The sequence below is a fragment of the Sorangium sp. So ce204 genome (genome assembly GCF_051526795.1).
Lineage (GTDB): Bacteria > Myxococcota_A > Polyangia > Polyangiales > Polyangiaceae > Sorangium > Sorangium cellulosum_B.
In genome coordinates, this window is the sequence record NZ_CP150317.1 from 10346329 (window position 1) to 10371719 (window position 25391).

Sequence of the window (25391 nt, forward strand, 5' to 3'; positions counted from 1 at the left end):
CTGCCGCTCCGTCATCGGACGGACGGGCACCGCGCAACGCGCCCCGGCGCCGCGCGGTGCGGCTTGACAACGCCCGGAGGTTCCGCACTTGCTATCCGTTCAGGGGAGGGCACCGCCCCCTGCGCCCGGCAAGCGATCTCGTGAAGATCCTAGAGCTCCACCTCCTCGCGTTCGGCCCCTTCACGGATCTCCGGCTCGACTTCTCCTCGCCGTCGCCGGGCCTCCACGTCGTCTACGGCCCCAACGAGGCCGGGAAGAGCACCGCGCTCCGGGCGATCCGCGGCCTGCTCTACGGCATCCCGCACATCACGCCCGACGCCCACCTGCACCACAACACCGATCTCCGCGTCGGCGGCCGGCTCGCGGGCAGGGGCGACGCCGCGCTCGCGCTCGTCCGCCGCAAGGGGCGCGTGAAGACGCTCCGCGACCCGGACGACAACCCCCTCGACGACGCCGCGCTCGCGCCGGTGCTCGGCGGCGTGACGGAGGAGCTCTTCCGGACCTCGTTCGGGCTCACCCACGAGACGCTCCGCCAGGGCGCCGAGGCCCTGCTCCAGGGCAAGGGCGACGTCGGTCAGAGCCTGTTCGGCGCGGGGCTCGGCGGGCCGGGGCTGCAGCAGCTGCTCGCCACGCTGCGCCAGGAGGCGGACGAGATCTTCACACCCCAGGCGAGGACCCGCCCCCTCAACGAGGCGATCAAGGCCTTCGAGGCGGCCCGCAACGGAGCCAGGAGCGCCGCTCACCCGCCCGCGGACTGGACGCGCAAGCGGCAGGAGATCGACGAGCAGCGGGCCGAGCAGGAGCGCGTCGACGCGGAGCTGCGCGCGCTCCGGTCGACCGACAAGCGGCTCCGGCGCGCGCTCCGGGTGCTCCCGCTGCTCGAGGCGCGGCGCGCGATCCTCGGCCGGCGCGCCGCCCTCGGCCACGTCGTCCTGCTGCCCGAGGGCGCGCAGCGCGACCGCGAGGACGCCCAGGACCGCGCCGCCGACGCGAGCGCCCAGGCCTCGCGGCTCCGCGCCGACATCGCGGAGCTCGAGGCCCGCCACGCCGCGCTGGAGGTCCCCGCGTCGCTCGCCGACCTCGACGCGGGCGCGATCGACGGCCTCGTGACCCGGCTCGGCAGCCACCGCAAGGCCGCCGTCGATCTGCCGCGCGTCCGGGCGGAGCTCCACGGCGTCGAGGAGGACGCGCGCGCGATCCTCCGCAGGCTCGGGCGGGACGCCTCGCTCGCCGGCGGCGACGACCCCGCGCGGCTGGAGGCGATGCGCGTCGACGTCGCGACCGAGGCGCGCATCAAGAAGCTCGCCCGCGAGCGCGGCGCCGCCGAGGCCAAGCCGCGCGAGGTGGAGCGGCTGCTCTCGGCGCACCGCGCGCGGCGCGACGCCTGCGCGCGCAGGCTGGCCGAGCTGCCGCCGGGCGAGGACCCCGCCCCGCTCCGCGGCGCGCTCTCTCGCGCGCAGAAGCAGGGCGACCTCGAGCACCGCCTCCGCGAGGCCGCCGCCGCGGCGGCGCAGCTCGCCCGCGAGGCCGACGCGCAGCGCGATCGGCTCGGGCTCGGCGTGGCCGCGAAGCGGACGCGCCTCGACGTCGACGATGCAGCGCGGCCGGCGCGCCTCGACGCGGGCGGCGCGCCCGAAGGCCTGCCGCTCTCCGCGGCCGAGGCGAGCGCCCTGCCCGTCCCGCTCCCCGAGACGGTCGACAAGGCGGCCGCGCAGTGGGGCGCGCTCGCCCGGGAGCGCGAGCGGCTCGGCGAGCGCGCCGCCGAGATCGAGGCGCGCCTCCGCGAGAGCGCCCGCGAGATCGACGCGCTCCAGCGCGCCGGCGCCGTCCCCACGGAGGCCGACCTCGCGGAGGCGCGCGAGCGCCGGGACGCCGCCTTCAAGGCGCTGGTGCGCGCCCTCCAGGCGAAGGCGGGCGCCCGCGCGGCGGCCGCGTCGATCCACACCGCCTCGCTCTTCGACCTCGGCGCGGACGCGCCCGCCTCGCCCGGGGCGCGGCGCAGGCCGTCGCTCGCCGCGCGCGACGAGCCGCCGGCCGCCCGGGGGAAGCCCGACGACTACGCCGACCTGGTCCGCGCCGCCGACGTCCTCGCCGATCGGCTGCGCCGCGAGGCCGACCGGGTCGCCCGCCTGGCGCGGCTGCTCGCGGACGAGGCGCGGGCCCAGGCGGACCAGGCGCAGCTCGCCGCGGAGCGCGCCGCGCTGGCGCGCAGGGCCGAGGAGGCTGAGGCCGCGTGGCTCGAGCTGTGGCGGCCCGCGGGCGTCGCCCCGCGCTCCCCCGAGGAGATGCGCGGCTGGCTCGGCCGCTACGCGGCCTTGACCGCCACGGTCGACCGGCTGCGCGCCGCGGAGGCCGAGGCCGAGGCGCTGCGGGCCCGGATGCAGGCGCACGCCGCCGAGCTCCACGCGGCGCTCCAGGGCGCCCGCGCCGCGCCGGGCGCCTCGCGCGGCGACGCGGCCGGCGCGGGCCCGCGCGGCGACGCGGCGAGCGTGAGCCCGCGCGGCGACGCTGCCGGAGCGCCGGAGGACGCGCCGGCGCGCCTCCCGGCGCTCGTCGAGGCCGCGGAGCAGGAGCTCGCGGCCATCGAGGGCGCGGCCCGGGAGCGCAAGGAGCTCCTGCGGGAGCGCAAGGAGCTCGAGCGCGAGATCGAGGACCTCGAGCGCGAGCAGGCGCAGCACGCGCGCGCGCTCGAGGCGTGGCGGGCCGAGTGGGCCGAGGGCGTGCGGCCGCTCGGCCTGCCCGGCGACGCCTCCGCGGACGAGGCCACGGCGATCCTCGACGAGCTCGGCGCGCTGTTCCGCAAGGCGGACAGCGCCGCCCACGAGCGCCGCCGGGTGCGCGGCATGGAGCGCGACGCCCGGGCGTTCGCGGCCGACGTCGCGGAGCTCGCGTCCCGGCACGCGCCGGATCTCGCCCCGCTGCCGGCGGATCAGGCCGCCGATCAGCTGATCAAGCGCCACCACAAGGCGCGCGCCGACCTGCGCGAGCGCGGCGAGATCGCGCGGAGCCTGGCCGACAAGCGCCGCGAGCTGGATCAGCAGGAGGCGCGCCGCGCGGCCGCCGAGGCGCGCCTCGCCAAGCTCTTCGAGGCGGCGGGCGTCCCGCGCGGCGGTGACGACGCCGACGACGTCGCCGCGCTCTCCCTGGCGGAGGAGCGCTCGCGCGAGGCGCGCCGGCTCGACCGCGAGCTCGTCGAGAACGAGGGCAAGCTCCTCGAGGCGGGCGAGGGCGCGGGCATCGCGGCGCTCGAGCAGGAGACCGCGGGAGTGGAGCGGGACGCGCTCGCGCTCGAGCTCGACCGGGCGGAGGAGCGCCTCGCGGCGCTCGAGGACGAGCGGCGCCGGATCGACAGGGCGCTCGGGAGCCTGGAGCAGGAGCGCGAGCACCTCCGGGCGACGGTGGGCGCCGCGGAGGCCGCCGCAGAGGCGCAGATCTGCCTCTCGCACCTGCGCGGCGAGGTGCGCCGCTACGTGCGGGCGCGCCTCGCCGCGGTGCTGCTCGAGCGCGAGATCGAGCGCTACCGCGAGCGCAACCAGGGCCCGATCCTGGCGCGCGCGAGCGCGCTCTTCCACCGCCTGACGCTGGGCGCCTTCGCCGGCCTCCGGGTGGGCTACGACGAGAGCGAGCAGGCGATCCTCCGCTGCGTCCGCGCGGCGGCGTCCGGCGCGGCGGCCGGCGGGGCAGCGGCCGCGAGGGCGCCCACGCCGGACGGCGCGGCGGAGCCCGCGAAGGCGCCCGCGGACCCAGCGGCGGAGCCCGCGAAGGCTCCGGCGGACCCGGCGCCAGAGCCCGCGAAGGCGCCCGCGGACCCAGCGGCGGAGCCCGCGAAGGCGCCCGCGGACCCAGCGGCGGAGCCCGCGAGGGCGCCGGTGCAGCGCGAGGTGGACGTGACGGGCCTGAGCGACGGCACGCGCGACCAGCTCTACCTCGCGCTGCGCCTCGCGAGCCTCGAGCACCACGCGCGGACGGGCGAGCCGATGCCGCTCATCCTGGACGACATCCTGATCCACTTCGACGACGACCGCGCCCGGGCTGCCCTCGCGGTGCTCGGCGAGCTCGCGGGGACGACGCAGGTGCTGTTCTTCACGCACCACGCGCGGCTCTGCGAGCTCGCGCGCGAGGCGGTGCCGGCCGACGTGCTCCGCGAGCACCGCCTGCGGTAGCAAGGCCGGTCACCGCGATGGGCTATCCTGGGCGGGATGACGGTCCAGGAGCTCCACGTCGCGGGATACCGCTCGATCCGCGAGCTGACCCTCCCCCTCGCCCAGGTCAACGTCATCGTCGGACCGAACGGCGTCGGCAAGACCAACCTCTATCGCACCATGGTGCTGCTCGGCTCCGCGGCGAGCGGGACATTTGCGCGCACGCTGGCCGAGGAGGGGGGGATGCCCTCGGTGCTCTGGGCGGGCCAGCGCAGCAAAGGCCCGGTGCGGATGACGCTGCGGGTGCGGCTGGATCAGCTCGTCTACGAGCTCCAGTGCGGGCTGACGCCGCCGCCTGGAGGGCCGTTCGAGCTGGACCCGGACATCAAGGAAGAGAACCTCTGGCTGCTCGACAAGCGCCGCCGCCTGCCGATGCTGGAGCGGGCCGCGGGCTCGGCCTTCGCGCGCGACGCGGACGGCCACCGCGTGACCTTTCCCTTCTCGCTCTGGGGCTCGGAGTCGGTGCTGGCGCAGGTGGTGGAGCCGCACCGCTTTCCGTTGCTCTCGGTGGTGCGGCAACAGCTGATGAACTTCCGGTTCTATCACCACTTCCGCACCGACTCCGGCGCGCCGTTGCGGGTCGAGCAGGTCGGGGTGCGGACGCCTGTGCTCAGCACCGATGGCCACGATCTGGCCGCGGCGCTCGCGACGATCCTCGATATCGGCGACAGGGTCGCCTTGAAGGATGCCGTCTCCAGCGCGTTCCCTGGCGCGTCGCTCGAGGTCTCCTCGACGCAGGGGCGGTTCCGCGTCGAGCTCGGGTTGCCCGGGATGTCGCGGCCGCTCGACGCCCGCGAGTTCTCGGACGGCACGGCGCGCTATCTCTGCCTCCTGGCTGCGCTCCTGAGCCCGAGGCCTCCGCTGCTGATGGCGTTGAACGAACCGGAGACGAGCCTGCATCCGGATCTGCTCGGGCCGCTCGGGGATCTCCTTGTGCACGCGGCATCCCGGAGCCAGCTATGGATCACGACGCACTCCCGCCCGCTGGCGGAGCGGATCCGGAAGGCGACGCCCTGCCGGCTCATCGAGCTTCGCAAGAAGGGTGGAGAGACGGTGCTGGCGAGCGGCGCGACGGAGGACGAATGACGTCCGCCATCAACGACAGGGGTCTCCTCGTGTTCATTCGATGATCCATCGAAACACGGGACCAGCGACGACGACGAAGGCCACGTGGCCCGGAAGCACAGGACTATCCCCGCCGAGCCACTGCAGATGGGCGCTCGTCGACCAGCCCAGCGGCCCTACGAAGTACGAGTTGACCTGCGCATGCCCGCCTATCGCCACCCCGGCGACGCGCCCGCACAAGGCGGCGCCGCACGACGGCATGTCGTAGAGCGCGACCGATGGCCCCAGACTGAAATTGCCTTCGTCCCACGCGACGCCGACATCGAGTGACGTCTGATTGTAGACACCGAGCCCGCCGTGCTGGGGCCCCTGGTGGATGGTGCACAGGTCGTGGACCGTGAACACGAAGTCTCGCTCGAAGCGCCACGATATCGCCGCTTGTGGACCCACCGAGGGGCGATAATCGTCGCCGATCTCAATCCACCCGATGCTCGCCCCGGCGCTGATCTCGGGAGCTCCTGCGCGCGCCGGTGCGGCGAGGAGCGGGAGGACGACCACGACCGCCCATGGGATCTTCTGCCAGCCTCTTGTGCCCATGGTACCTCCCCTTTCCCCCAGCGGACGCGCGACGTGAGCCGTCCTACTGACGGTGAAATTGGACGTCAACCGGGATTCCCGCGGGTGAACGCTCACGGTTCAGGGAGTGATCCGGGGAGCCCCGGCATCGCCGTCTCCGAGGTGGCCGCCGGCGACACCCTCACTCCGGACACGGCCCGGCGCACCCCTCGCCGCCGCAGTCGACGCCGGCCTCGTCGCCGTTCTTCACCCCGTCCGTGCAGGTGGGGGCCTGGCAGACGCCGGCCCAGCACACGCCGCTCTTGCAGTCCGCGCCGGTCTTGCAGCCCCGGCCCGGCTCGCAGCGCGGGCAATACTGCTTGCCACAGTCGACGCCGGACTCGCGGCCGTTCTTCACCCCGTCGCTGCAGGTCGGGATCATGCAGGTCTCGTTCGTGCACACGCCGCTCATGCAGTCCGTGGCCGCGCGGCAGCGGTCCCCCGCCTGGCAGGGCCGGCACGGGCCACCGCAGTTGAAGCCGGTCTCCCCGAGACCGGCGTCCTGCGCATCGTTCACGCAGTGCTCCGGCACGCACCAGACGCCATCACACGCGCGCCCGCCGGGACAGCGCAGCGAGGCGTCCGTGGCGACACACTGCACGCAGGCGCCCTCATGGCACCGCCCCTCGCCCGAGGCGGGGCAGGTGACCTCGCTCAACAGGAGGTGCTGCGGCTCATCGACCTCGCAGAAATCGAGGGTGCACTGGTTGCCATCATCGTAGATATCCTGGGCCGCCACCCGGACCACGCGGCCGTCGGCTGTACACTCCTCGATCTTGCAGTCGCCCCGGATCTGCGACTCGAGCGGACCTTCGTGGATCTCCACCGCGCACGCGCCGTCCACGCACCGCCCCGCGCCGCACCGCGGGTCGGGCGGGCCAGGGCACTCCACGTCGCTCTCGCAACCGAGGGGCGGCGCGGGCACCCCGGAGCACTTCTCGGTGCCCTCCTCGGTGCCCTCCGCGCACTCGTCGCAGGTGAGGCACTCCTTGAAACATTCCGAGTCCGGCTCGCCACGCGAGCCCTCCTCGCCGCGCGCGCAACAGATGACCTTGCCCGGCTCGCCGCACACGCAGCGCTCGTCGACGCAAACCGTGCCCGGCACGTACTGGTGGTCCGACTCGCAGTCATCCGTGACCGCGCAGTCTCCGCCCATATAGGGCACGTCACCACATGCAAAGAACGTCGCTGGGCCGATGAGAAGAATGAAACCAACAAACCAAGGCGCGATGGGCCTACCCATGCTCCAGTCCTCCGGCACGAGGCTGAGGCGCCGGCACCCTGGCGGCCCCAATCCGCCGGGGTGTCGTTTGCCTGTCATCCGAGGCGCGCACTATGCCGCGTCGGGCCCGCCGCCGTCACGCAAGTTTTCGCCAGAATGCGCCGCTCGCGAGGCGGCCTCCCAGCAGGGCAGGCGCGCTGTCGAAGGGAGGAAAAACGGTGCTCGTCCACGGAAAGCCGCTGAGGGACACCGTGTTCTCCGCCGGGCCGCGAGGAGGGGACGTCCGCGGCCGCGCGCCCCTGCTCACCGGGTCGCGCCGCGTCGCACCGGGACGCGTCGCCTCCGGCTCACGAGGCGAACAGCCAGGCGATGCTCGCCGCGCCGGCCAGGAAGAGCGCCGCTGTGAAGATCAGGATCGCCGTCCGGTCGGGGCGGTACTCCCCACGATCGATGGCGCGGGCGACGCGCAGGTAACGCACCGCCGCCCACGCGATGAGCGCCATCCCGAGCACGACCATCCCCGCGCCGAGGCCCACGACCTCGCGCAGCAACGACCGCGGCCCTCCCGGCGCGGCCGGCGGCCCCGCCTCCAGGAAGTAGAGGCTGACCCGGTTGAGCGTGATGCCGAAGCTGAGCAGCGCGATCGCCGTGCGCACGTAGGCGAGGTGCGTCCGCTCGTTGGCCAGGTGCTCCCTCGCGTAGGCCTCCGTGCGCTTCGCGCTCTCCTCGCTCTCCTCGCCGGGCATGGTGGCTCGCCCTCCTCGTCGCGAGGCGCCCCGCCCTAGCGGCGGCCGTACCGATCGTCGAACCACGGGTACGCCGTGTTCGAGTAGCCGCGGACCTCCCAGAACCCCGGCTGATCCGCCGCGGTGAACGTGATCCGCCGGATCCACTTCGCGCCCTTCCAGGAGTAGAGCTGCGGCGTGATCATCCGCACCGGGCCCCCGTGCTCGCGCGGCAGCGGCTTGCCCTCCCAGGTGTGGACGAGCAGCACGTCGGGCAGCATGGCCTCCTCGAGCGGCAGGTTCGTCGTGTAGGGGGTCTGCGTGCCGGGCGCGATGTCGCTCGCCTCGATCAGCACGAAGCGCGCGTCCGCGAGCGGGCGCGCGCGCTCCGCGAGGGCGGCGAACCGGACGCCGATCCAGTGGTTGTCCAGGCGGCTCCAGGTGGTCACGCAGTGGAAGTCGGACACGTCGAGCGTCTGCGGCAGGGCCATGAACTCTTCCCAGGAGTAGGTCCGCGGCGCCTCGCAGAGCCCGTCGACCTCGAGCTGCCAGCGCTCGGCCGGGATGTCCGGCGTATCGCCGAGATCGAGCACCGGCCAGCTCTTCACCTCGCGCTGCCCGACCGGCAGCCTCGGCATCCCGTGCCGGTTCGGCGGCCCGCTGCCCATCGGCGCGAGCCCGTCGAAGATGCCCTTGCCGCGCGCCGCCTGCCGCGCCGCGAACGCCTGCTTGCGCTCGATCAACGACCTCGCCCGCCGCCCCGCGTCGTCCCCCATGACGTGACCATGGCGAGAGCTCCAGACGCCTGCAAGAGCGAGCTCATCCGACCTTGCGGCCCGAGAGCTCCACGGATGCGGCATCCACCGACACCGACGTCGGCGGGCCGAACTTCTTGACCTGAACGGTCACGAGGAGGGCCGGCGTGTCGTCGAGCACGCGCTCGATGATGCGCTCGGCGAGCGTCTCGAGCAGCTTGTACGACGCGCTCGTGCCCGATTCGACGACGAGGCTCGCGAGCCTGTCGTAATCGAAGACGCGCGCGCGCGTGTCCGCTCGAGGCAACAGCGAGACAGGGAGCTCCACCTCCAGGCTCACGACGAAATCCTGGGGCAGGTCGCGCTCGGCGCGAGACACGCCGTGCTTGGCGCGAAAGCGGATGCCGTCAAGGCGGATCCGGTACGTCTTGATCGCGGACTCCATCGGCGCCCCCTAGCACGCCTTCCGGCCGGCTTCCGCCGCAAGAATGCCAGGCGGCGGGCTCGCCCGCTCGCCGCGGTCTTCCCGGCGCGCGGCGGCCGTCTCGGCGTGCCCCGGCGCGGGCGGCCTTCCCGGCGCGACCGCCCTCCAGGCGCGCGGCGGCCGCGCGCCACGCGCGCAATGTCAGAGGAGAGGCCGCTTGAAGCACACGGCGTCGATCTTCGCGGTCATCTCGCTGCGCAGGAACTGCACCGGCTCCCAGCCTTCCTGCCCGAACCGCTTGAGGACCGGGTTCCATCCGGACGTGGTGGTCACCTCGATCACCTGACTGTCGCTGACGCGCGCGGTCTCCACGTCCACGCACCGAATCTCCCACCGGGGCGGATCGGTCCCCGCCTGCACCGGCGGCACCAGGAAGCGCGGCGCGACGTACGACGCGGAGCAACCGAAAAGAAATGCGACGGCGATGGCTGTCCCGGAGCTGAGCTTCGGCATGAGCGGTCCTTTCCTGCGGGGTCGACCCGCGAAGGCGTATCGACGCTTCGTGCGCCACGTCAACTGGGAACGGCGCGCGCGCCGGCGCGGAGCGGGCCGGCTCCCCGGCCGTCACCGGCCCTAGCGTTTGCGGGCGAGCGCCTCGCGGTCCTTGACGATGAGGCGCCGCCCCGCCGCGTCGAGCACCCCCTCCTTCCGGAACGCCCCGAGCGTCAGCGTCACCGTCTCGCGCGTCGACCCGATCACCTGGGCGATCTCCGCGTGCGTGATCGGCGCCGAGATCAGCGTCCCACGCGGCGTCGGCACGCCCCACCGCTCCGCCGCGTGCAGGAGGAACTCGGCGAGGCGCCCTCCCACGTTCTTGAAGAGCATCGACTCGATCCGGTCCTCGGTCTCCCGCTGCCGCGCGACGAGCAGCGCGAACACCGCGCCCCCGAGCCCCGGGTGCTGGGCGCAGAGCTCGCGGACGAGCGCGAGCGGCACCCGGACCACCTCGGCCTCATCCATCGCGATCGCCCGCTCCGTCCGCGTCTCCAGCCCGCCGAGGCACGACTCGCCGAGCACGTCGCCCGTGCCGCGGTAGCTGAGCGGGAACGCCGCCCCCGCCTCGTTGACGCGCTCGACGCGCGCGCGCCCCCGGCCGAGCACCACCAGCGTGTCCGCGGGGGCCCCCTGCTCGAAGATCGCCGCGTCGGACGCCACCACCTCGAGCACCGCGGCGTCCGTGACCGCCTCCCGCACCTCGCGATCCACCTGCGCGAACAGCGAGGAGAGCCGGAAGGCGCGCGCCACACGGGCCTTCACGGGATCCGTGGGCTGGCGGCCAGCATCCTGCGCGTACTGGGAATCCAGATCGCTCACCGTAGGGAACAAAAGAGTAATCCATCCCGCGTGGGTTGACACACAGGAATCCCTGCGACCGAGGCCCGGCGCGGGGCGAGCGGAGCGCCTCGCTCAGCGTCCGTCGCGGTCGAGCTGCACGACGATGTCCCGGTCGAGCGCGCCGTCCGCCGCGCGGGCGAACTGCTGGAACTTCGTATAGGCATCGGGCTGCACGCGGCCCGCGGGCAGCTCGAGGAAGCGATCGAGGACCAGCGCGCCGCCCTCCATGCGATCGTTCACCCGCACGGCGCGCCCCGCGTCGTCCGCCGTCGACGGAGCGAGCTTCGTGACCACGCGCGCGCCCGCGGGGAGCTTGACGCGGAGCCGCACCTCCGAGCGCGTCGCGATCTGCTCCGACAGGTAGAGCGGGGTCTCGCGGACCGGCAGGCTGGCGAGGCTGGCCACGCGCACGCCGAAGGGCGGCGTGATGACCAGCTCCCCTCCCTGCGCGCGCGCGAAGCTCGCGGCGGCGATCTTCATCTTCAGCGTGAGCGGCCGGTCGATCTCGCTCAGCTCCTTGATCTCGATCGCCTGGAGCCGCGCCCCCGGCACCATCTGCGGCAGGAGGCGCGACTCGACGGCGTCCCTGAGCTGGGCGTCCGGGAGCGACTCCAGCGCCGAGCGCAGCGCGATCGCGAGCTTGCCCTCGTAGCGCTGCTCGATCGCCAGCGAGGCCGAGCCGTCCCTCGCCACCTCGGCGACGCCCTCCGTGACCACGCCGTCGTGCGCGCCGGACGAGGGCGTCACCTCGCGCGGCGTCCCCGGCTTCAGCACGATCGCCGGCTGCCCGCGGAGGGAGCTCGGCAGGTAGCCGTACGGCGCGAACTTGTCGCGCACGAACATCCAGCGCACCCCGCCCGCGCCGGGCTTGTCCCCTGTGTCGAGGCGGACGGCGAGCGCGTTGAACGTCTCGGCCTCGCTCATGGGCCCGCGCGGCGGCGCGGTGAGCCGGTCGCTCACGACGCCGTAGCCGGCGTCGATGCCGACCAGGCGGCACAGGTAGAGGAACGCCTCGGTCCGGTTGCCGCTCTTGCCGATGACGACGCGGCGGCCGTCGTCCTCGCGCCCCGGCTCCACGTTGGCGAGCACCCACCGGTAGATCCGGCGCGCCTGCTCGTCCTTCGACGGCGCCGCTCCCCCGTCCTCGCCGCGCGCGCCCTGCGCGGCGCCGGCGGCCTTCCCCTGCTCGCCGCCGCCCGCCGCCGGCGTACGCGGCGAACGTGCGATCGCCCGCGCGATGCGCACGAGCCGCGGATCGCGCGGCGTCTCGTCGGCGGCCGCGTCGACCATGCGCGCGATGGTGCTGTCCAGGCGGATGCCCCAGCCGATGCGGATGTTCGGAAGGAACTCCGAGATCGGCGCGCTCGCCGGCTCCTCCGGGAGCGCGGGGCTCTTGTCGACCCGGTAGCGGCGCGTGACGAGCGCGCCGGACTCGACGATCTCCGGCGCCGGGACGGGGCCGGAGGCCTCCACGTCGAGCGGCCGGCTCTTCGGCGACACGACGATGAACTCGCTCCGCCAGTAGGGGACCTTCTCCTCGCGGAAGAACCAGCGCGGGCCCTGGAACGTGAGGCCCCCCTGCCCGTCGCCGCGCAGCACGAACAGGTTCTCCACCTCGATGTAGTCGCCCACCTCGAGGTGCGGCATCGTCACGGTCGGCTTGTCCTCGATGAACTCCGGCTCGTGGATCGACCCGTCGCGCTTGACCGTGCGGAGCTTGAGCACGAGCCCCTCGGGCATGCGCTGCTCGGCGTGCTCCTGGATGGCCTCCCGCGACTGGATCCGGATGATCTCGTGCTGGAGCATCCGCGCCGAGCCGTCCTCGTGGACCCACATGGCCGCATAGTCGAGCACGCGCGCCGCCGTGCCCGGCATGACCTCGCCCGAGGCCTCGTGCTCGGCGATCACCTTCTTCGAGTCCAGCCGGTACGGGCTGAGCTCCGTCGTACCGTCGAGCAGCTCGATCGCGTCGCGCAGGCCCGAGGTGTCGGCGCCGGTGCGGATCGCCTCGATGAGCGCCCTCTGGAGCGCGTCGCGCTCGCCACGCGCGAAGCGCGCGTCCGCGAGCGCGAGGCGCGCGTCGGCGTCGTCCGGCGACTTCGCGAGCGCGCGCTCGAGCTGCTCGAACGACTCGGCGCGCTTGCCGGCGCGGGTCAGGAGGTCGGCGATGCGCGCGGCGATGTCCTTGCGATCCTTGCGGGCGGAGCCGAGGCGCTGGAGCTCCTTGATCGCCGCCGGGTAATCGCGGCGATCGATCGCCCTCTCCAGCTCGATCTCCGCGTCGGGATCGAGCTCCCGGATGCGCGCGGCGAGGGCGTCGGCCTGCGCGATGTGCCCGTCGCCGTCGTGGATCCGGAGGAGCGCGCCCAGCACCTCGATGTCGTCCGGGAAGCGCGCGGCGGCCTCCTTCACGGTGCGCACGTGCTCGACGCGCCAGCCGAGCCGCGAGTACATCGCGGCGAGCGTCTTCAGGAGGTCGGGCACCTCCCGGAAGCGGCCGGCGAGGGCCTCGATCGTGCGGGTCATCTCGGACAGGCCGACCTTATCGGCCTCCTCGAGCGCGAGCCAGAGGCGGGGGTACCAGAGCTCCGGGTCCTTCTCCGCGGCGCGCGCGCGCACGTCCTTCACGAGGTCTCGCCCGTCGGACGCCGGGAAGATCGGGTCCTTCTCGAGGAAGACCGCCTGGGCCGCGAGCGCGGGGCCGGTGGCGCGCGCAGGATCGGCCACGAGCGGCTCGATCAGCACGGCGCTCACGTCGTCCTGGCCCTCGAGGTGCGCGATGGTCGCCGCGAGGTAGCGGGCGATCGGATCGCCCACGTCGCGCTCGGCGGGGGGCGCGCCGCGCAGGCCGAGCGCGCGCGCCACCTTCGGCGCGGGCTGCGGCGGCACGCCGAGCGCCGTGAGGAACGGCTCGATGGGGTTGGGATCCGGCAGGACCTCGGGTGCGACGAGCGAATAGGGCGGCGTCGGATCGGCGAACGTGGCCACGCCGAGGGGCGTGCCGTCGGGCGCGAGCAGGCGGATGGAGGTGTCGCGGCCCCCGACACGCGCGAGGATGCGGTGCCGGCCGGGGCCGAGGCGCAGGCGCACGCCGAAGCGGGGCCAGATCCCCCACTGCTTCGTGTCGCGCGTCAGCACCTCGACGTCGTCGACGAGGATGGCGTAGGCCCCCTGGACGGCGATGAGCATCTCGCGCTCGGCGGGCAGGTCGATGAAGGTCTCGACGTAGAAGATGCCTCCGCTGGCCCCGCCCTCGCCGGGTCCCTCCGGCGCGACGGCCGAGAGCTGGCAGCCGCGGCGCTCGGCGCCGAGCACGCGCGGCGGGCCTCTGCGGTGGGGATCGCGCGGGAACACGGGCGGCCAGGGGCCGGCGCGCTCCGCCTCGTAGTGGACGCGGTGATCGCTCGTCGCCAGGCGGCCGAACGGGCCGGCGAAGCGGGCGTTCTCGATGCACCCGTAGCGGCGCGCCGCGCGGTCGATGAGCGGCACGGCGGGCGCCGCGCGGCTGACGTCGGCGGCGTCGTCGGCGGTGCCGGCGGCGCCGTCCGGGCGCGCCGCGGCGGCCTCGTCGGGCAGCCCGTCGAGGCTCCACCACTCGACGAGCTCTCCGCGCGCGCGCCAGCCCAGCTTGCCCGGGTGGTCGATGGCGCGCAGGACGACCTCGCGGGACTTCTTCCAGAGGCCCGCGACGCTGGAGCGCAGGCCGAGCAGGCGGTTCGCGGCGAACCAGCCCACGAGCGGGGCGTCGGGGTGCGCGCTCACCCGGGCGGCGTCCAGCGCATCGAGGTAGGCCGCCGCCGCGCGCGCGTTGCGGCCGTGCCCCTGGTCGTCGATCGCGCGCCCGAGCGACGCGAGCATCGATTTCGCGCCGATCCCCTCCAGGCGCTTGCGCGCCTCCCTGGCGCCGGCGGGCGTGCCGCCCGGGACCAGGAGCTCTCCGAGGAGCCAGCGGCCGACGACCTCGCCGTCGGCCGAATGCGCGCCGGCGTCGCGGAGCGAGGCGATGGGGTCTTTCGCGCCGGGCGCGGTGACCGCGCCGCAGGCGCCGAGCGCGAGGGCCAGGGCGGCGGCGCCGGCGAGCCGGGCGAGCGTGGAGAGGGGGCGAGGAGCGCGCATCGGCCCGGTCCTTAGCGCGAGCGACCGCGTGCGCACAGAGACGCCGCGCGGCGCAGCGCTCGGCCCGTGAGCGCCCCGCCCGGCCCATGAGCGCCCCGCCCGGCCCGCCGTCGCCGCCCGACCCGCGGCACGCGGTCTCCGCGGCGTGCGGCCAGCGGCTCCAGGGGCATCGTCAAGGAGCGCCGCCGCCCCTAGAGAACGACGCGCCACGAGGTCGTGCGCAACAACGTGGCGACGCTCCGCGGAGCCACCGAGGACGGCCCCACGGGTCGATGGCGATCTTGATTATCATTTGCATCATTGCTATGTGAAGCGGCGAACTCATGGAAGACGACCTTGCGGTAGAGCTCGGCGCGCTCGCGCACCGCGGCGCCGCCCCGCTTTCCTGATCGGGGAGCGCGCTCTTTCGAACCACCTCGCCGCGATGCTTTCGCACCGACAAGGATGAACGACATGGTACCCGGTTACACAGAAGAGACGGTGCTTGAGGTCCACCACTGGACGGACAAGCTCTTCACGCTCAAGACCACCCGCTCGCCGAGCTTCCGCTTCGCGAACGGGCAGTTCTGCATGATGGGGCTCGTTGTCGCGGGCAAGCCGCTCGTCCGCGCGTACTCCCTCGCGAGCGCGAACCACGAGGAGACGCTCGAGTTCTTCTCGATCAAGGTGCCGAACGGCCCGCTGACCTCGCGCCTGCAGCACATCGCCGTCGGCGAGACGATCCTCGTCGGCAAGCGCGCGACGGGCACGCTCACGATCGGCAATCTGCGGCCGGGCCGGACCCTGTGGCTCCTGGCGACCGGGACCGGCCTCGCGCCGTTCCTCAGCGTCGTGAAGGATCCCGAGACGTACGAGCGCTTCGAGCGCGTGGTCATCACGCACACGTGCCGCCGGGTGCAGGACCTCGCCTATGGGCGCTACCTCGAGCACGAGCTCGCGGCGGACGAGCTGCTCGGCGAGATCGTGCGGCCCAAGCTCCGCTACTACCCGTCCGTCACCCGCGAGGCGTTCAAGACCGAGGGCCGGATCACCGCGCTCCTCGAGTCCGGCCGCATCTTCGCCGATCTGGCGCTGCCCGCGCTCGACCCCGCGCACGACCGGCTGATGCTCTGCGGCAGCTCGGAGATGCTCGCCGACACCGCCGCGCTCCTGGAGTCGCGCGGCTTCGAGGAGGGCAACAGCGGCGAGCCGGGCGACTACCTCGTGGAGAAGGCCTTCGCGGGCGAGAAGCGCTCCCCGCTCGCCAGCGCGTCGCCGGCCGAGAGCACGACCCTGTCCGGCCCGGCGTGACGTCGCGCGCCGCGCGCCGGGCTGCGCCCGGGACCCCGCGTCGGCGTCACGGCTGACGCGCGGGTCGATGCGGCGCGCAGGCCGCGCAGTCGGATGTGGACCGGGGCCGCCGCCCGCCCCGGTCCAGACCGCGGCTCACACGCTCGCTTCGACAGCGCTGGCGACCTGCTGGAGGAGCACCGTCTGTTCGATCACCTCGGGCGGCACGCCGACATCGTCGCGCACGACGGCCACGTCCTCGCGCGCCACCGCCACGTCCTCGCGCACGACGGCCACGTCCTCGCGCGCCACCGCCACGTCCTCGCGCACGACGGCCACGTCCTCGCGCGCCGCCGCCACGTCGTCCCGCTCCGCCGCCCGGCGCAGCGCCGCGATCTCCGCCTGCGCGGCGACGAGCGCCTGCTCGAGCTCCTCGTGGAGCGCCGGCGGAGAGCCGGCCGTGGCGCGCGCCTCGGTCAGCTCGCGCTCGAGCTGCGCGATCTTCCATCCCGCGGCGCGCAGGTCGGCCTCGCTCGAGGCGGCGCTCCGCGCCAGCGCGTCGAGCTGCTGCCGCAGCGCCTCGACCGCGCCGCCCGGCCCGCCCTGCCCCGTGAGCGCTCCGCCCTGCCCGCCGTCCGCCGCCTGGCCCGGCCCGCCGTCGTCGGCCGGCGCCGACGCGAAGACCGTCCCGAGCTCGTCGACGAGCTCCTTGCCCACCCGCTCGCTCTCGCGCAGCTGCGCCATGAGCGACGCGATGACGTGGCCCCGGTCGCGCAGCGCCTCCTCGAGGCCCGCGATCTCCGCGGCCGCCGCCTCGCCTGCGTCGCGCTTCTCGAGCTCCGACGCCCGCTGCTCCAGCGCGACGACGGTCTGCTCGAGCTCCACGATCCGCGCCTCGAGCAGCAGCCTGCGCGCGTCGAGGGCGCTCCGCTGGTCCTCCAGCGCGCGGCTCTCGCGCTCGTTCCGGTCCGCCCGCTCCTTCTGCCGGTCGCGGTCGCGCGCGAGCTCGGCGCGGGCGGCCTCCAGCTCCTCGACCCTCCCCGCCGCGCGCCGCGCCTCCTCCAGCGCGCGCTCGCTCTCCTGCGCGCGCCTGCGCGCCGTGTCCCGCTCCGACATGAGCTTCGAGAGCTCCCGCCGCGCCCCCGCGGCGGCGGCCTCGAGCTCCTCCACGCGCGCCGCGAGCGCCGGGTCGGGCGCCGCCACGGCGGGCCGCGCCTCGAGCTCGGCGATCCGGGCGCGCGCGGCCTCGAGGTCGGACGTCGCGGCGTCGAGGCGGTCGCGGGCGCCGGCGATCTCCGGCTTGTTGCGGATCATGCCGAGCTCGAGCTCGACCTTGGTCCGCACCCGCTTCTCGTCGTCGAGCTGCTTGGCGAGCCGGGTCGCGCGATCGCGCTGGCTGCGGAGCTCCTCCTCCATGTCGCGGATCTGGTGGGACAGGCGCTCGGCCCGGACGTGGGCGTCGCCCGCCCTGGCCTCGACGTCGCGGAGGCGCGCCGCCGTGGCCCCGAGCTCCGCCTCCGCCTCCGCGAGGCGCGCGGCCGTGGCGACCGCGCTCTCGGCGCGGACCCCGGCGTCCTCGCGATCGCGCTGGTGCCGGGTGCGCAGCTCCGCGAGCTCGCCCCCGAGCCGCTGCGCGCGGCCCTCGGCCTCGGTGAGCGCCTCGGGCGACGCGCCGGCGCTCGCGCCCGGGAAGTCGGCGAACGGCAGCTCGATCACGGCGAACGCGTCGAGCCTGGGCAGGCGCTCGCCGGCCACGGCGATGAACCACTCGGGCTCCTCGGACGCGTCGAGGATCGACGTGTCCACGCTGACCTCGGGCTCGCCCTTCGGCGCGAACTCCGCGACCGTGTAGCCGACGAACGGCGCCTGGCCGACCATCCGCACCTGCTTGAACTGGAGCGCCACGAGGTCGTAGAGCGCGTAGTAGCCGGGCGCCGCGCCCCGGCGCGCGCCCGCGGGGAGCAGGCCCCGCGCGGCCTCCGGGTTCGGCGACGCGATGACGGCGACGCCGCTCGCGGCGGTGAGGCGTCGGGCGCGCCGGACGACCTCGGCGGGATCGCCGAAGAGGGAGAGATCGGGGATGACGAGGGTGTCGAAGGCGCCGTCGCGCACGCCGAGATCGCCTTCGAACACGGCGACGTTCGGGTGCGGCTGCCGGGTGGGCGCCGTCCGCGCGAGCTTCTCGGCGACGCGCGCGGCGTCCGGATCGTAGGCATGGACGAGGCGGGCTCCGCGCTGGAGCAGCCGGTCGGCGAGGCCGATGGTGGCGTCACCCACCACCGCGACCCGCCGGCCGCGCACGAGCGGCTCGAGGTAGGCGCTCAGCACCAGGGCGGGATGGAGCGCGGCGGGGGCGGCGTGCCGCGGCGAGCCTGCGGCGGCGAGGGAGGACTCCTTCGTCATGGTTCCGTCCTCTTACGGCTCTGGGGGCCCGGAGTCCACAAAGCGCAGTGCAGAGTTGCAAGGCGGCGCGCTCACCACGCTGGGCGCCGCCCGCGCGCGCCGGTCCGACGCCTTCGCGCCGGCCCCAGGATCGCGCCCCCCACGCCACCAGCGCGGTGAGCCGCCTCACCCATTCAGAGGATCACGGTCTCGCAGCCGAGGAGGATCTGGATCTTCGCGATGGAAGCGCCCCTGGCGGCCTCGCAGGTGTCGGGGCACAGCACGAGGGCCGCGGGAGAGGCCGGGTCGTCGTAGCGCCAGCCTGGACCGTCGCAGCCGGGGCGCTGCGGCAGGAGCTGCTGCGGTGCGCCGTCGAGCCCGAAGAGGACGTTGACGTCGTCGAACGCGACCTGTCCGCCGGCCACCTGGGAAGGGACCTCGAACTCGCACGGGAGCGCCTGCCCCGTGACCTTCGCGAGCGCGTTCTGGAACTCGACGGCGATGTTGGTCGCCCCGACGAGGACGGCCGCGTCGGTGCCTCCCGCGGCCGCGACCTGGTTGGCGAAGCGCTGGTTCACGCCCGGGAGCCCGATCACGAAGGTGCGCACGGGGGTGCCGTAGCGCGCGCCCGCCGCCGCGAGATCCGCGATGGCGTCCGGATCTTCCGGGTCCACCCCGGCGCACTGGGCCGCCGGCCCCTGGGGCTGCCCATCGGTGACGAGCAGCACCGCCGAGGCCTCGCCGGGGTGGTTCTTCGCCACGTCGATGCCCTGGAGCAGCGCGCCGCCCAGCGCCGGATAGACGGGCGTGCTCGCTCCGTTCGGCGACTCGACCTCGATGGCCGCGACGATGGCGCCCGCGTTGTCGGGGAGCGGACCGAACGGGACCAGCGGCTCCCTGTACGCCTCGTGGTCACAGGCCGGCACGTCGTCCGCGACCCGCGGAAAGAAGCGCAGCGCCACGCGCGCGCCGGCGAACCTCGCGCTGTTGACGAACGCCGTCAGGCCGGCCTTCGCGCTGGTCCACTTGTCGCCCGCCATCGAGGACGACTTGTCCATCATGATGTAGAGATTGAGCGGGACCGCGATCGCCTCCTCGGTGACAAGGCCACACGCTGCGTCCGGATCGAGGGCTTCGACAGGCGCGTCGGTCGACAGCCCTCCATCCGGATCAAAGGTCCCGCCCGAGCCAGCTCCGTCCGAGGAGGAAGAGGACGAGGACGAGACAAGGCCAGCTCCTGAGTCCGCTGCACACGCGCCATGGAGCCCCATGGCGACGGCGAGCCCAACCATGGAAGCGAGCGAGGTGAGGTGGAGCGATTCGAGGCGCATGAGATCAACAGAGGACAGCGAGGACGGCGCGGAAGCGGGTGCGCAGACACAGAGTACCGGAGACGGTGACAGGCGCGAGGGGCGAATCACGGAATCGTGAGCTGGCTCGCGCCGGCGCAGCACATCATGACGTGGGCGGACGCGTTGTTGATGCCAGCCGCAATGTGGCGCACAGCCCCATGGTGATTGGAAACGAGCAAGACAAAGTCTTTTCGAGAAGCGCGCGAAGGTGCAGAATTAAGCATGCGCGCACAATTCTTCCTCGAGACGGCATCTCTGCTCGCATTTCTCTCGGTGATCGGCTGCGCGGCGAGCAGCTCGAGCGACGGCCCCATCGGGCCAGTCGCGGGCACGGGAGGCGGCTCGGGCGCGGGCGGCGAGCCCTCCGCGAGCAGCAGCACCACGACAGCGTCATCGAGCAGCGCCGCCGCCGCGAGCGGCTCGGGCGGAAGTGAGGGCAGCTCGGGCGGGGGGGGTGAGGGCGGCTCGGGCGGGGGTGAGGGCGGCTCGGGTGGAGAGGGGGGCAGCGAAGAGGCGGGCGGCGGCGGCGCTGGGGGCGCGGATCGATGCGCGCTGGGATGCTTGCCAGGCACACACGACGTGGACGGCAATCCCCTCACGGGGGACGAGTGCGGCTGTGAATACGCGTGTACGCCGACCGCTGCGGGAGAGGCGGGCGAGGATCCGATCGACGCCGAGTTCATCGACGACAACTGCGACGGCGGCGACGGGCTCGTCGAGCGATGCATCTACGTCTCGGCGAGCACGGGGGACGACGCCAGCAGCGGGACGCGCAACGCGCCGGTGGAGACGATCGCCAGGGCCCTCCAGGTGGCGGAGGCGGGCGCGGTGCCGGCGATCTGCCTGTCGGGCGAGCTGTACCAGGAGGCGGTCACTGTCGTGTCCGGCATCAGCATCTACGGTGGGTTCGATCACGCCAACGCTGACTTCAAGTTCCGGAGGACGCCCTCGGTGACGACCACCGTGCGCGCGACAGGCACGGTGTTCCACGCGCCGTCGATCACGCAGCCGACGCACATCGAGGGTCTCTCGATAGAAGCGCTGAGCCCGTCGTCGGCCGGCGCGAGCACCTATGGAGTGCGCCTCGGCGGGGGGACGGCGGATCTCTTCGTGCGGTTCAACCAGATCAACGTGGAGGAGGGCCGGGCCGGCGCCGCGGGGACGAGCGGGGCGGCGCACATGGTGGGGACGGCGACGGCGGGGAAGGCGGGAGAGCAGGGCTGCAACGACTGCAGCGGCCTCGGCAATGCCGGCCCGGCGCCCACCTGTGACGAGCCTGGTGGGAGAGGTGGATATGGCGGACATGGCCCGAACACCGGAGCGGCGGGCCATCTGGGCAGCCAGGGCGCGGCGGGCGGCGCGGGGGGCGCCCCGTTGCGCTGCTTCAGAACCCGGTCGCCAGGACAAAATGGCACGCCAGGCATGGCGGGGTCGCAGGGGATGCCGGGGACGGGGGGCGCGAATCTCGGCAGCATCGCCTCGGGCGTCTATCAGCCCGCGAACGGCACCAACGGGCGACCGGGAATCAACGGCGGCGGCGGTGGAGGCGCGGGCGGCGGCGGCGGCGGCTCGTGCGAGGTAGGCCCTGATGATCGCGGCGGTGGCGGCGGCAGCGGCGGATGCGGCGGGCTCGGCGGCCGCAACGGCACTGCTGGCCACGGTGGAGGCGGGAGCTTTGGCGTCTTCGCGGTGGCCGGACGGGTGGTCGTCTCCCGCAACGAGATCACGACCGGAAAGGGCGGCAACGGCGGCAACGGCGGCAACGGTGGAGCGCCGCAGCTCGGGGGGAACGGCGGCCCTGGCGGCCCCGGTCCCGATGACGCTGGAAACGGCGGCGTTGGCGGCAGGGGTGGCAATGGCGGCGACGGCGGCCCGGGCGCGGGCGGCGGGGGTGGCCCGAGCGCCTGCCTGGCGCGATCCGGGAGCGCCACCTTCAGTTTCGGAGACAACAGCTGCTCGACCGGCGCCCCCGGGTACGGCGGCGCCGGCGGCACGACCCCGAGCGGCGGCGCCGCGGGCGCGGGACAGGACGGCAAGGCGGCCCCGAACCTGCAGATCAACTGATCAACGCTGCTGAGTTCGAGGAGCTATCTCCCACGCGTGTGCTCCGAAGTCGATGGCGCAGCCTGCTAGAACACCGAACAGCTTGGAAATTTGAGAAATGAGACGTTAGGACGCCAGAAGACGCCAAGAAACGCCAAGAGACGCCAAGAAAACAATAAATCTTGGCGTCTTCTGGCGTCTTCTGGCGTCTTCTGGCGTCTTCTGGCGTCTTCTGGCGTCTTCTGGCGTCTTCTGGCGTCTTCTGGCGTCTCAACTTCTCGCTGTTTGCGTGCGGCTTCAACCCATTTGTCGCTCTAGTCCTGTCACCGTGGCGCTTATGCGCCGTCGTGACTCCGCCCGTCCGCTGGATTGCATTCAAATCAAAGGCGAGTCGGCGCACGAGACAGCGTCATCGGTACCGGAGCAGCGCCGGGCCCTTTGTTCTGACGCTCGCACGACCCCGCTTGTCGCCACCTCGATCCTCGTGACCGCTGCACACACGGCCTCGCCCGGACGCCACTCCAGCGCGCGCCCCCGGCGGAGCGGCCGTCGCTATCGTGGATGCTCGTCCGCCCAGGGCGCCGGCGCCTCCAACGCCGTGGAGGCGCCTCCGCTAGACTGGAGCAAAGCGACAGGCGCCCATGTTAACGCGTTGCGACGGCACGCCGACCGGCTAGAGCAGCGAACATATTGAAAATTGTCTGATTCCAATAGTTTACGCAGCCTCCTGGACCAGCCGCTGGGCAGCCTCGAGATTCTGGATCGCTGCGGCGCGCCGGAGGTCGAACAGGTTTCTCCTGGCGCCCATGTAGCGCGCGCTGTGTCCTTTCCGCGCCGCGATGTGGGCGAGCGCATGCTCCACAGCGGTGCGCTGCCTGAGCACGGCGCGTCCTGGTGCGGTCTGCTGTAGCTCCCGGAACTTGCTCTGCAGCGCTTCGTCTTCGGCGATGGACACGGTCCGCCCTCGTCCCGAGGCGGCTTGGGTGCATCTGGTTCGGAGGGGGCATGCGCCACACTCCTCAGGATCGAACTCGACCGTGTCGCCGGGCTCGAACGCTTCGACCTGTCCCGCCGGGCACGTGATCGTCTTGGTGCGCAGGTCGATGTTGAAGTCGCGCTTGCTGAACAAGTCGGGACTGCGAGCCCGCTGGCCCCAAGGCTTCGAGAACACCTTACCCTTCGCGTGGATCACGTCGCCAACGACGGGACTATTCACGTAGGCGCGATCAATGTGGAGTTCGGCGATGCGCAGCCGCTGATGCTGGATGTCTTTGGCGATCGGCACGGCTCCCTCTTCTTCGGGCCGATTCGCGGGCGTGACCGCGCAGGCGACAATGACGGGAAGGTCAAGGTCTCGTGCGATATGTTCCTTGTAGCCGTCAAACCGTTTCGAGCGGCTCTTTCTGCCGTGGCGCATCTCGGCATCCTCAATGGAGACGCGGCGGTCAGGCGCGACGCCTTGCCGGATGCGAACGGTCCCGTCTTCGGCTGTTTCCAGGTCCTGGCCCCGAACCTGTGTGATGGCATCGAGGTAGGGACGAAGGGGTTGCTCGACGACGTCGTCGAGGTGACGGTCCACCCACTGCTGTAGCGAGGACACCTGCCGCTCCAGCATCTGGATGGCCAGCACCTTCTGTTTCGGGTCGCTCCAGTCGAGGTCGAGCCCGGCCTTGATGCTGGGCGCCAGGAGCAGGGGGATGCGAGCCTTGCGGCATATCTCCTCGGGCGGTCGATCCATGATCTTCGACACGACGCGTACGATGCTGCGTGCAGCATGGCCGAGCAGGTTGATCGTGTCCTCAACCCGCCCGGCCCCCGCTAAAGGGCGGCTATCAATGGCCACGCGCAGCGCTTTGGACACCGCACGCCTCTCGCCCTCCGTCATAGCGCCGGACCGAACGAGCGCCACGGTCCGCTCCAGCAGCACTCGGTCCATCTCGTGCGCGAGCATCCGCTCTCGGAATGCTTGCAGCGCGCCCTGCGAGAACGGGGGCGTAGCCGCACCCAGGCAGCCGAGCACCATCTGCCAGCGCAGGTCGACCACGGACAGCTCCACCGCCTCGGCATCCGATGCGCCTACGTAGCCTTGGAGCAGCGTGACCATGCACATCAGCGCCGGCGGATGCGGCGGCTCGCCTGCCCCCGTCGTCCGGTACATGCCCTCCAGCTGCTCCTGGAACGTCTCATCGAACAGCTCGTGCCGGTGCAACCTGAGAAAGCCGAACAGTGCTCTCACGCGTGTCAGCCGCTTCATCAGCGACTGCTCCTGCCGCGACAGCTCCACCGGCGGCGACCATCGTTCCATCCGTGCACCTCCGGCCGCGGACGAGATCATGGCCCGGCGAGACGGTCGAGCCTTCCATCGAAGCGCATAGAATTACCGCAAAATCAACCTGATCGGTCCTCTAGAACGGCTCCCCGGAAGCAACGAGCGCTGACGACAGGAGCCCCCATGACCACTGCAATGCAGATGCCCATGATGCCGCAGACGATGTCCCCCATGATGGCGACGCCGGAGATGGCCGCTGGCGCATCCATAATGCCCGGCATGATGGGCATGCCAATGATGCCCGGCATGATGGGCATGGGCATGCCGATGATGCCCATGATGGGCATGATGCCGGGCATGATGGGCATGAGCATGCCGATGATGCCCGGCATGATGGGCATGGGCATGCCGATGATGCCCATGATGGGCATGATGCCAGGTATGACGGGTATGGGCATGCCGATGATGTGCAAGATGTCGTGTGAGATGACCAAGGACGGAATGATCTGCAAGATGATGCCGCCCGAGGGCATGTCGATGGACGTGCTGAAGGAGCGCTGCGAGGCCATGACGAAGATGATGTCGTCCGGGATGCCCATGATGATGATGTGCGGCGGGATGCCCATGATGATGTGCACCCCCGCCACGACCAAGTAGCGCGGCCGCAATCCCTCCTCGGAGCAGTGGAGCATCGGCGCTCACCGGCGTCCTCGCGCGGCGGCGCCCCTCCTCCGCCCCTTCCCCTCCCCCCTCCCCCGTTCCTCGACGAGGAGCGCGCCCGCCTCAGGGCGCCGGCAGCGAATACGTCATCACCAGGTACATCAGCGAGTCGACGTTCGCCGGGTTGCGGTAGACGTGCGGGACATCCGCCTGAAACACGAGCGCGTCGCCCGTCGCGAGCAGAAACCGCTGTCCGTCGACGCTGATTTCAACGGTCCCCTGACAGACCACGATGTTCTCGGTCGTCCCGGGCGGGTGGGGATCGGCATTCTCGACGCCGAGCGGGGCCAGGCAGAGCTCGTAGAACTCGACCGTTCGCGGCGCATCGAACGGGAAGAGCGCGCGCGAGGTGAACTTGCCGTCGTGCGATGTCAGCCGCTTCGCGCGATCCCCGCGCAGCAGCATGGGGCCGCTCGCCGAGCGGGCGCTGACGAGCGCCGAGAACGGCACGCCGAGCGCGCGGGCGATCTTCCAGACGACGTTGATCGTGGGCGCGCTGCGGCCGAGCTCGACCTGGCCGAGCATCGCGCGGCTCACGCCGGAGATCTTCGAGAGCCGCTCCAGCGAGAGGCCGCGCCGCGTCCTCAACCGCCGAAGGTTCTCCCCGACAACATGCGTGAGATCCGGCGGCGAGTCGTGGTGAGCGACCTCATAGGTCCACTCCTCCTCCAGCTCCTGCGCGCCGGGCCTGGCCGGCTGCACGTCGAGCGCGACCGGCAGCGCGCCGTTCACCCGGGGATGGTCGCTGTTCTGTCGGACGGATCTCATGGGAGGATGGGCGCCACTCTACACGGGATCTCAGGGTCGGCAAACCAACCAAATTCGTGGCTGCGTCAT

Annotated in this window: 17 protein-coding genes; 4 read left to right on the top strand and 13 right to left on the bottom strand. The window is 72.8% G+C overall.

Translation table 11 applies throughout. The features are described 5' to 3' along the window. The first annotated feature begins 140 nt into the window (after positions 1-140). Together WMF22_RS38795 and WMF22_RS38800 are read left to right on the top strand one after the other, a co-directional pair. Complete coding sequence (locus WMF22_RS38795; protein WP_438033023.1) at positions 141-4163, top strand: AAA family ATPase; 4023 nt, start codon at positions 141-143, stop codon at positions 4161-4163. Positions 4164-4199: 36 nt separating this feature from the next. Then, on the top strand, positions 4200-5288 hold the full coding sequence (locus tag WMF22_RS38800) for an AAA family ATPase (protein ID WP_438033024.1): 1089 nt from the start codon (positions 4200-4202) through the stop codon (positions 5286-5288). Positions 5289-5321: 33 nt separating this feature from the next. On the opposite strand, the gene WMF22_RS38805 is transcribed toward WMF22_RS38800, so the two are convergent. The 8 genes from WMF22_RS38805 to WMF22_RS38840 form a co-directional block, all read right to left on the bottom strand. Next, positions 5322-5864, bottom strand: coding sequence for a hypothetical protein (locus WMF22_RS38805; RefSeq protein WP_437294988.1), 543 nt, complete (start codon positions 5862-5864; stop codon positions 5322-5324). A gap of 160 nt (positions 5865-6024) precedes the next feature. Next, positions 6025-7125, bottom strand: coding sequence for a hypothetical protein (locus tag WMF22_RS38810; RefSeq protein WP_437294989.1), 1101 nt, complete (start codon positions 7123-7125; stop codon positions 6025-6027). 326 nt (positions 7126-7451) lie between these two features. Further along, the gene (locus tag WMF22_RS38815) at positions 7452-7850 is read right to left on the bottom strand and encodes a YidH family protein (RefSeq protein ID WP_437294990.1); all 399 of its coding nucleotides are present in this window, start codon (positions 7848-7850) and stop codon (positions 7452-7454) included. Positions 7851-7885: 35 nt separating this feature from the next. After that, positions 7886-8605, bottom strand: coding sequence for a molybdopterin-dependent oxidoreductase (locus WMF22_RS38820; protein ID WP_437294991.1), 720 nt, complete (start codon positions 8603-8605; stop codon positions 7886-7888). A gap of 43 nt (positions 8606-8648) precedes the next feature. Beyond that, complete coding sequence (locus tag WMF22_RS38825; protein WP_437294992.1) at positions 8649-9029, bottom strand: dihydroneopterin aldolase; 381 nt, start codon at positions 9027-9029, stop codon at positions 8649-8651. Positions 9030-9209: 180 nt separating this feature from the next. After that, positions 9210-9521, bottom strand: coding sequence for a hypothetical protein (locus WMF22_RS38830; RefSeq protein WP_437294993.1), 312 nt, complete (start codon positions 9519-9521; stop codon positions 9210-9212). A 120-nt stretch (positions 9522-9641) separates the two neighbouring features. After that, the gene (locus tag WMF22_RS38835; protein ID WP_157907166.1) at positions 9642-10382 is read right to left on the bottom strand and encodes a Crp/Fnr family transcriptional regulator; all 741 of its coding nucleotides are present in this window, start codon (positions 10380-10382) and stop codon (positions 9642-9644) included. Positions 10383-10475: 93 nt separating this feature from the next. Next, positions 10476-14519 carry a hypothetical protein gene (locus tag WMF22_RS38840; RefSeq protein WP_438033025.1) on the bottom strand — a complete coding sequence of 1348 codons (4044 nt, stop codon included), beginning with the start codon at positions 14517-14519 and terminating at the stop codon, positions 10476-10478. Between the two features lie 453 nt (positions 14520-14972). Between WMF22_RS38840 and WMF22_RS38845 the strand changes: the two genes are divergently transcribed. Beyond that, complete coding sequence (locus WMF22_RS38845; protein ID WP_437294995.1) at positions 14973-15809, top strand: ferredoxin--NADP reductase; 837 nt, start codon at positions 14973-14975, stop codon at positions 15807-15809. Positions 15810-15944: 135 nt separating this feature from the next. Here WMF22_RS38845 and WMF22_RS38850 read toward each other — a convergent pair whose 3' ends face one another. Together WMF22_RS38850 and WMF22_RS38855 are read right to left on the bottom strand one after the other, a co-directional pair. Continuing rightward, positions 15945-18191, bottom strand: coding sequence for a hypothetical protein (locus WMF22_RS38850; protein WP_438033026.1), 2247 nt, complete (start codon positions 18189-18191; stop codon positions 15945-15947). A gap of 173 nt (positions 18192-18364) precedes the next feature. Further along, the gene (locus WMF22_RS38855) at positions 18365-19501 is read right to left on the bottom strand and encodes a vWA domain-containing protein (protein ID WP_438033027.1); all 1137 of its coding nucleotides are present in this window, start codon (positions 19499-19501) and stop codon (positions 18365-18367) included. 243 nt (positions 19502-19744) lie between these two features. Here WMF22_RS38855 and WMF22_RS38860 point away from each other — a divergent pair, with 243 nt between their 5' ends. Further along, complete coding sequence (locus tag WMF22_RS38860; RefSeq protein WP_438033028.1) at positions 19745-21586, top strand: PE-PGRS family protein; 1842 nt, start codon at positions 19745-19747, stop codon at positions 21584-21586. A 694-nt stretch (positions 21587-22280) separates the two neighbouring features. On the opposite strand, the gene WMF22_RS38865 is transcribed toward WMF22_RS38860, so the two are convergent. The 3 genes from WMF22_RS38865 to WMF22_RS38875 all read right to left on the bottom strand — a co-directional run bounded on the left by WMF22_RS38865 (position 22281) and on the right by WMF22_RS38875 (position 25322). Beyond that, a complete protein-coding gene (locus WMF22_RS38865; RefSeq protein WP_438031578.1) occupies positions 22281-23870 on the bottom strand; it encodes an IS1182 family transposase in 1590 nt (529 codons plus the stop codon). Positions 23871-23953: 83 nt separating this feature from the next. Beyond that, entirely contained in the window at positions 23954-24472 is a 519-nt protein-coding gene (locus tag WMF22_RS38870) for a hypothetical protein (RefSeq protein WP_438033029.1), read from the bottom strand. 145 nt (positions 24473-24617) lie between these two features. Then, positions 24618-25322 (bottom strand): helix-turn-helix domain-containing protein, encoded by a 705-nt coding sequence (locus WMF22_RS38875; protein ID WP_438033030.1) that lies wholly within the window; start codon positions 25320-25322, stop codon positions 24618-24620. Between the last annotated feature and the right edge of the window lie 69 nt (positions 25323-25391).

Coding starts and splice junctions, on each gene's coding strand:
- WMF22_RS38820 (WP_437294991.1), bottom strand. CDS start 8,605: ATGGGGGACGACGCGGGGCGGCGGGCGAGGTCGTTGATCGAGCGCAAG.
- WMF22_RS38875 (WP_438033030.1), bottom strand. CDS start 25,322: ATGAGATCCGTCCGACAGAACAGCGACCATCCCCGGGTGAACGGCGCG.
- WMF22_RS38810 (WP_437294989.1), bottom strand. CDS start 7,125: ATGGGTAGGCCCATCGCGCCTTGGTTTGTTGGTTTCATTCTTCTCATC.
- WMF22_RS38830 (WP_437294993.1), bottom strand. CDS start 9,521: ATGCCGAAGCTCAGCTCCGGGACAGCCATCGCCGTCGCATTTCTTTTC.
- WMF22_RS38845 (WP_437294995.1), top strand. CDS start 14,973: ATGGTACCCGGTTACACAGAAGAGACGGTGCTTGAGGTCCACCACTGG.
- WMF22_RS38815 (WP_437294990.1), bottom strand. CDS start 7,850: ATGCCCGGCGAGGAGAGCGAGGAGAGCGCGAAGCGCACGGAGGCCTAC.
- WMF22_RS38860 (WP_438033028.1), top strand. CDS start 19,745: ATGCGCGCACAATTCTTCCTCGAGACGGCATCTCTGCTCGCATTTCTC.
- WMF22_RS38855 (WP_438033027.1), bottom strand. CDS start 19,501: ATGCGCCTCGAATCGCTCCACCTCACCTCGCTCGCTTCCATGGTTGGG.
- WMF22_RS38850 (WP_438033026.1), bottom strand. CDS start 18,191: ATGACGAAGGAGTCCTCCCTCGCCGCCGCAGGCTCGCCGCGGCACGCC.
- WMF22_RS38840 (WP_438033025.1), bottom strand. CDS start 14,519: ATGCGCGCTCCTCGCCCCCTCTCCACGCTCGCCCGGCTCGCCGGCGCC.
- WMF22_RS38800 (WP_438033024.1), top strand. CDS start 4,200: ATGACGGTCCAGGAGCTCCACGTCGCGGGATACCGCTCGATCCGCGAG.
- WMF22_RS38865 (WP_438031578.1), bottom strand. CDS start 23,870: ATGGAACGATGGTCGCCGCCGGTGGAGCTGTCGCGGCAGGAGCAGTCG.
- WMF22_RS38805 (WP_437294988.1), bottom strand. CDS start 5,864: ATGGGCACAAGAGGCTGGCAGAAGATCCCATGGGCGGTCGTGGTCGTC.
- WMF22_RS38825 (WP_437294992.1), bottom strand. CDS start 9,029: ATGGAGTCCGCGATCAAGACGTACCGGATCCGCCTTGACGGCATCCGC.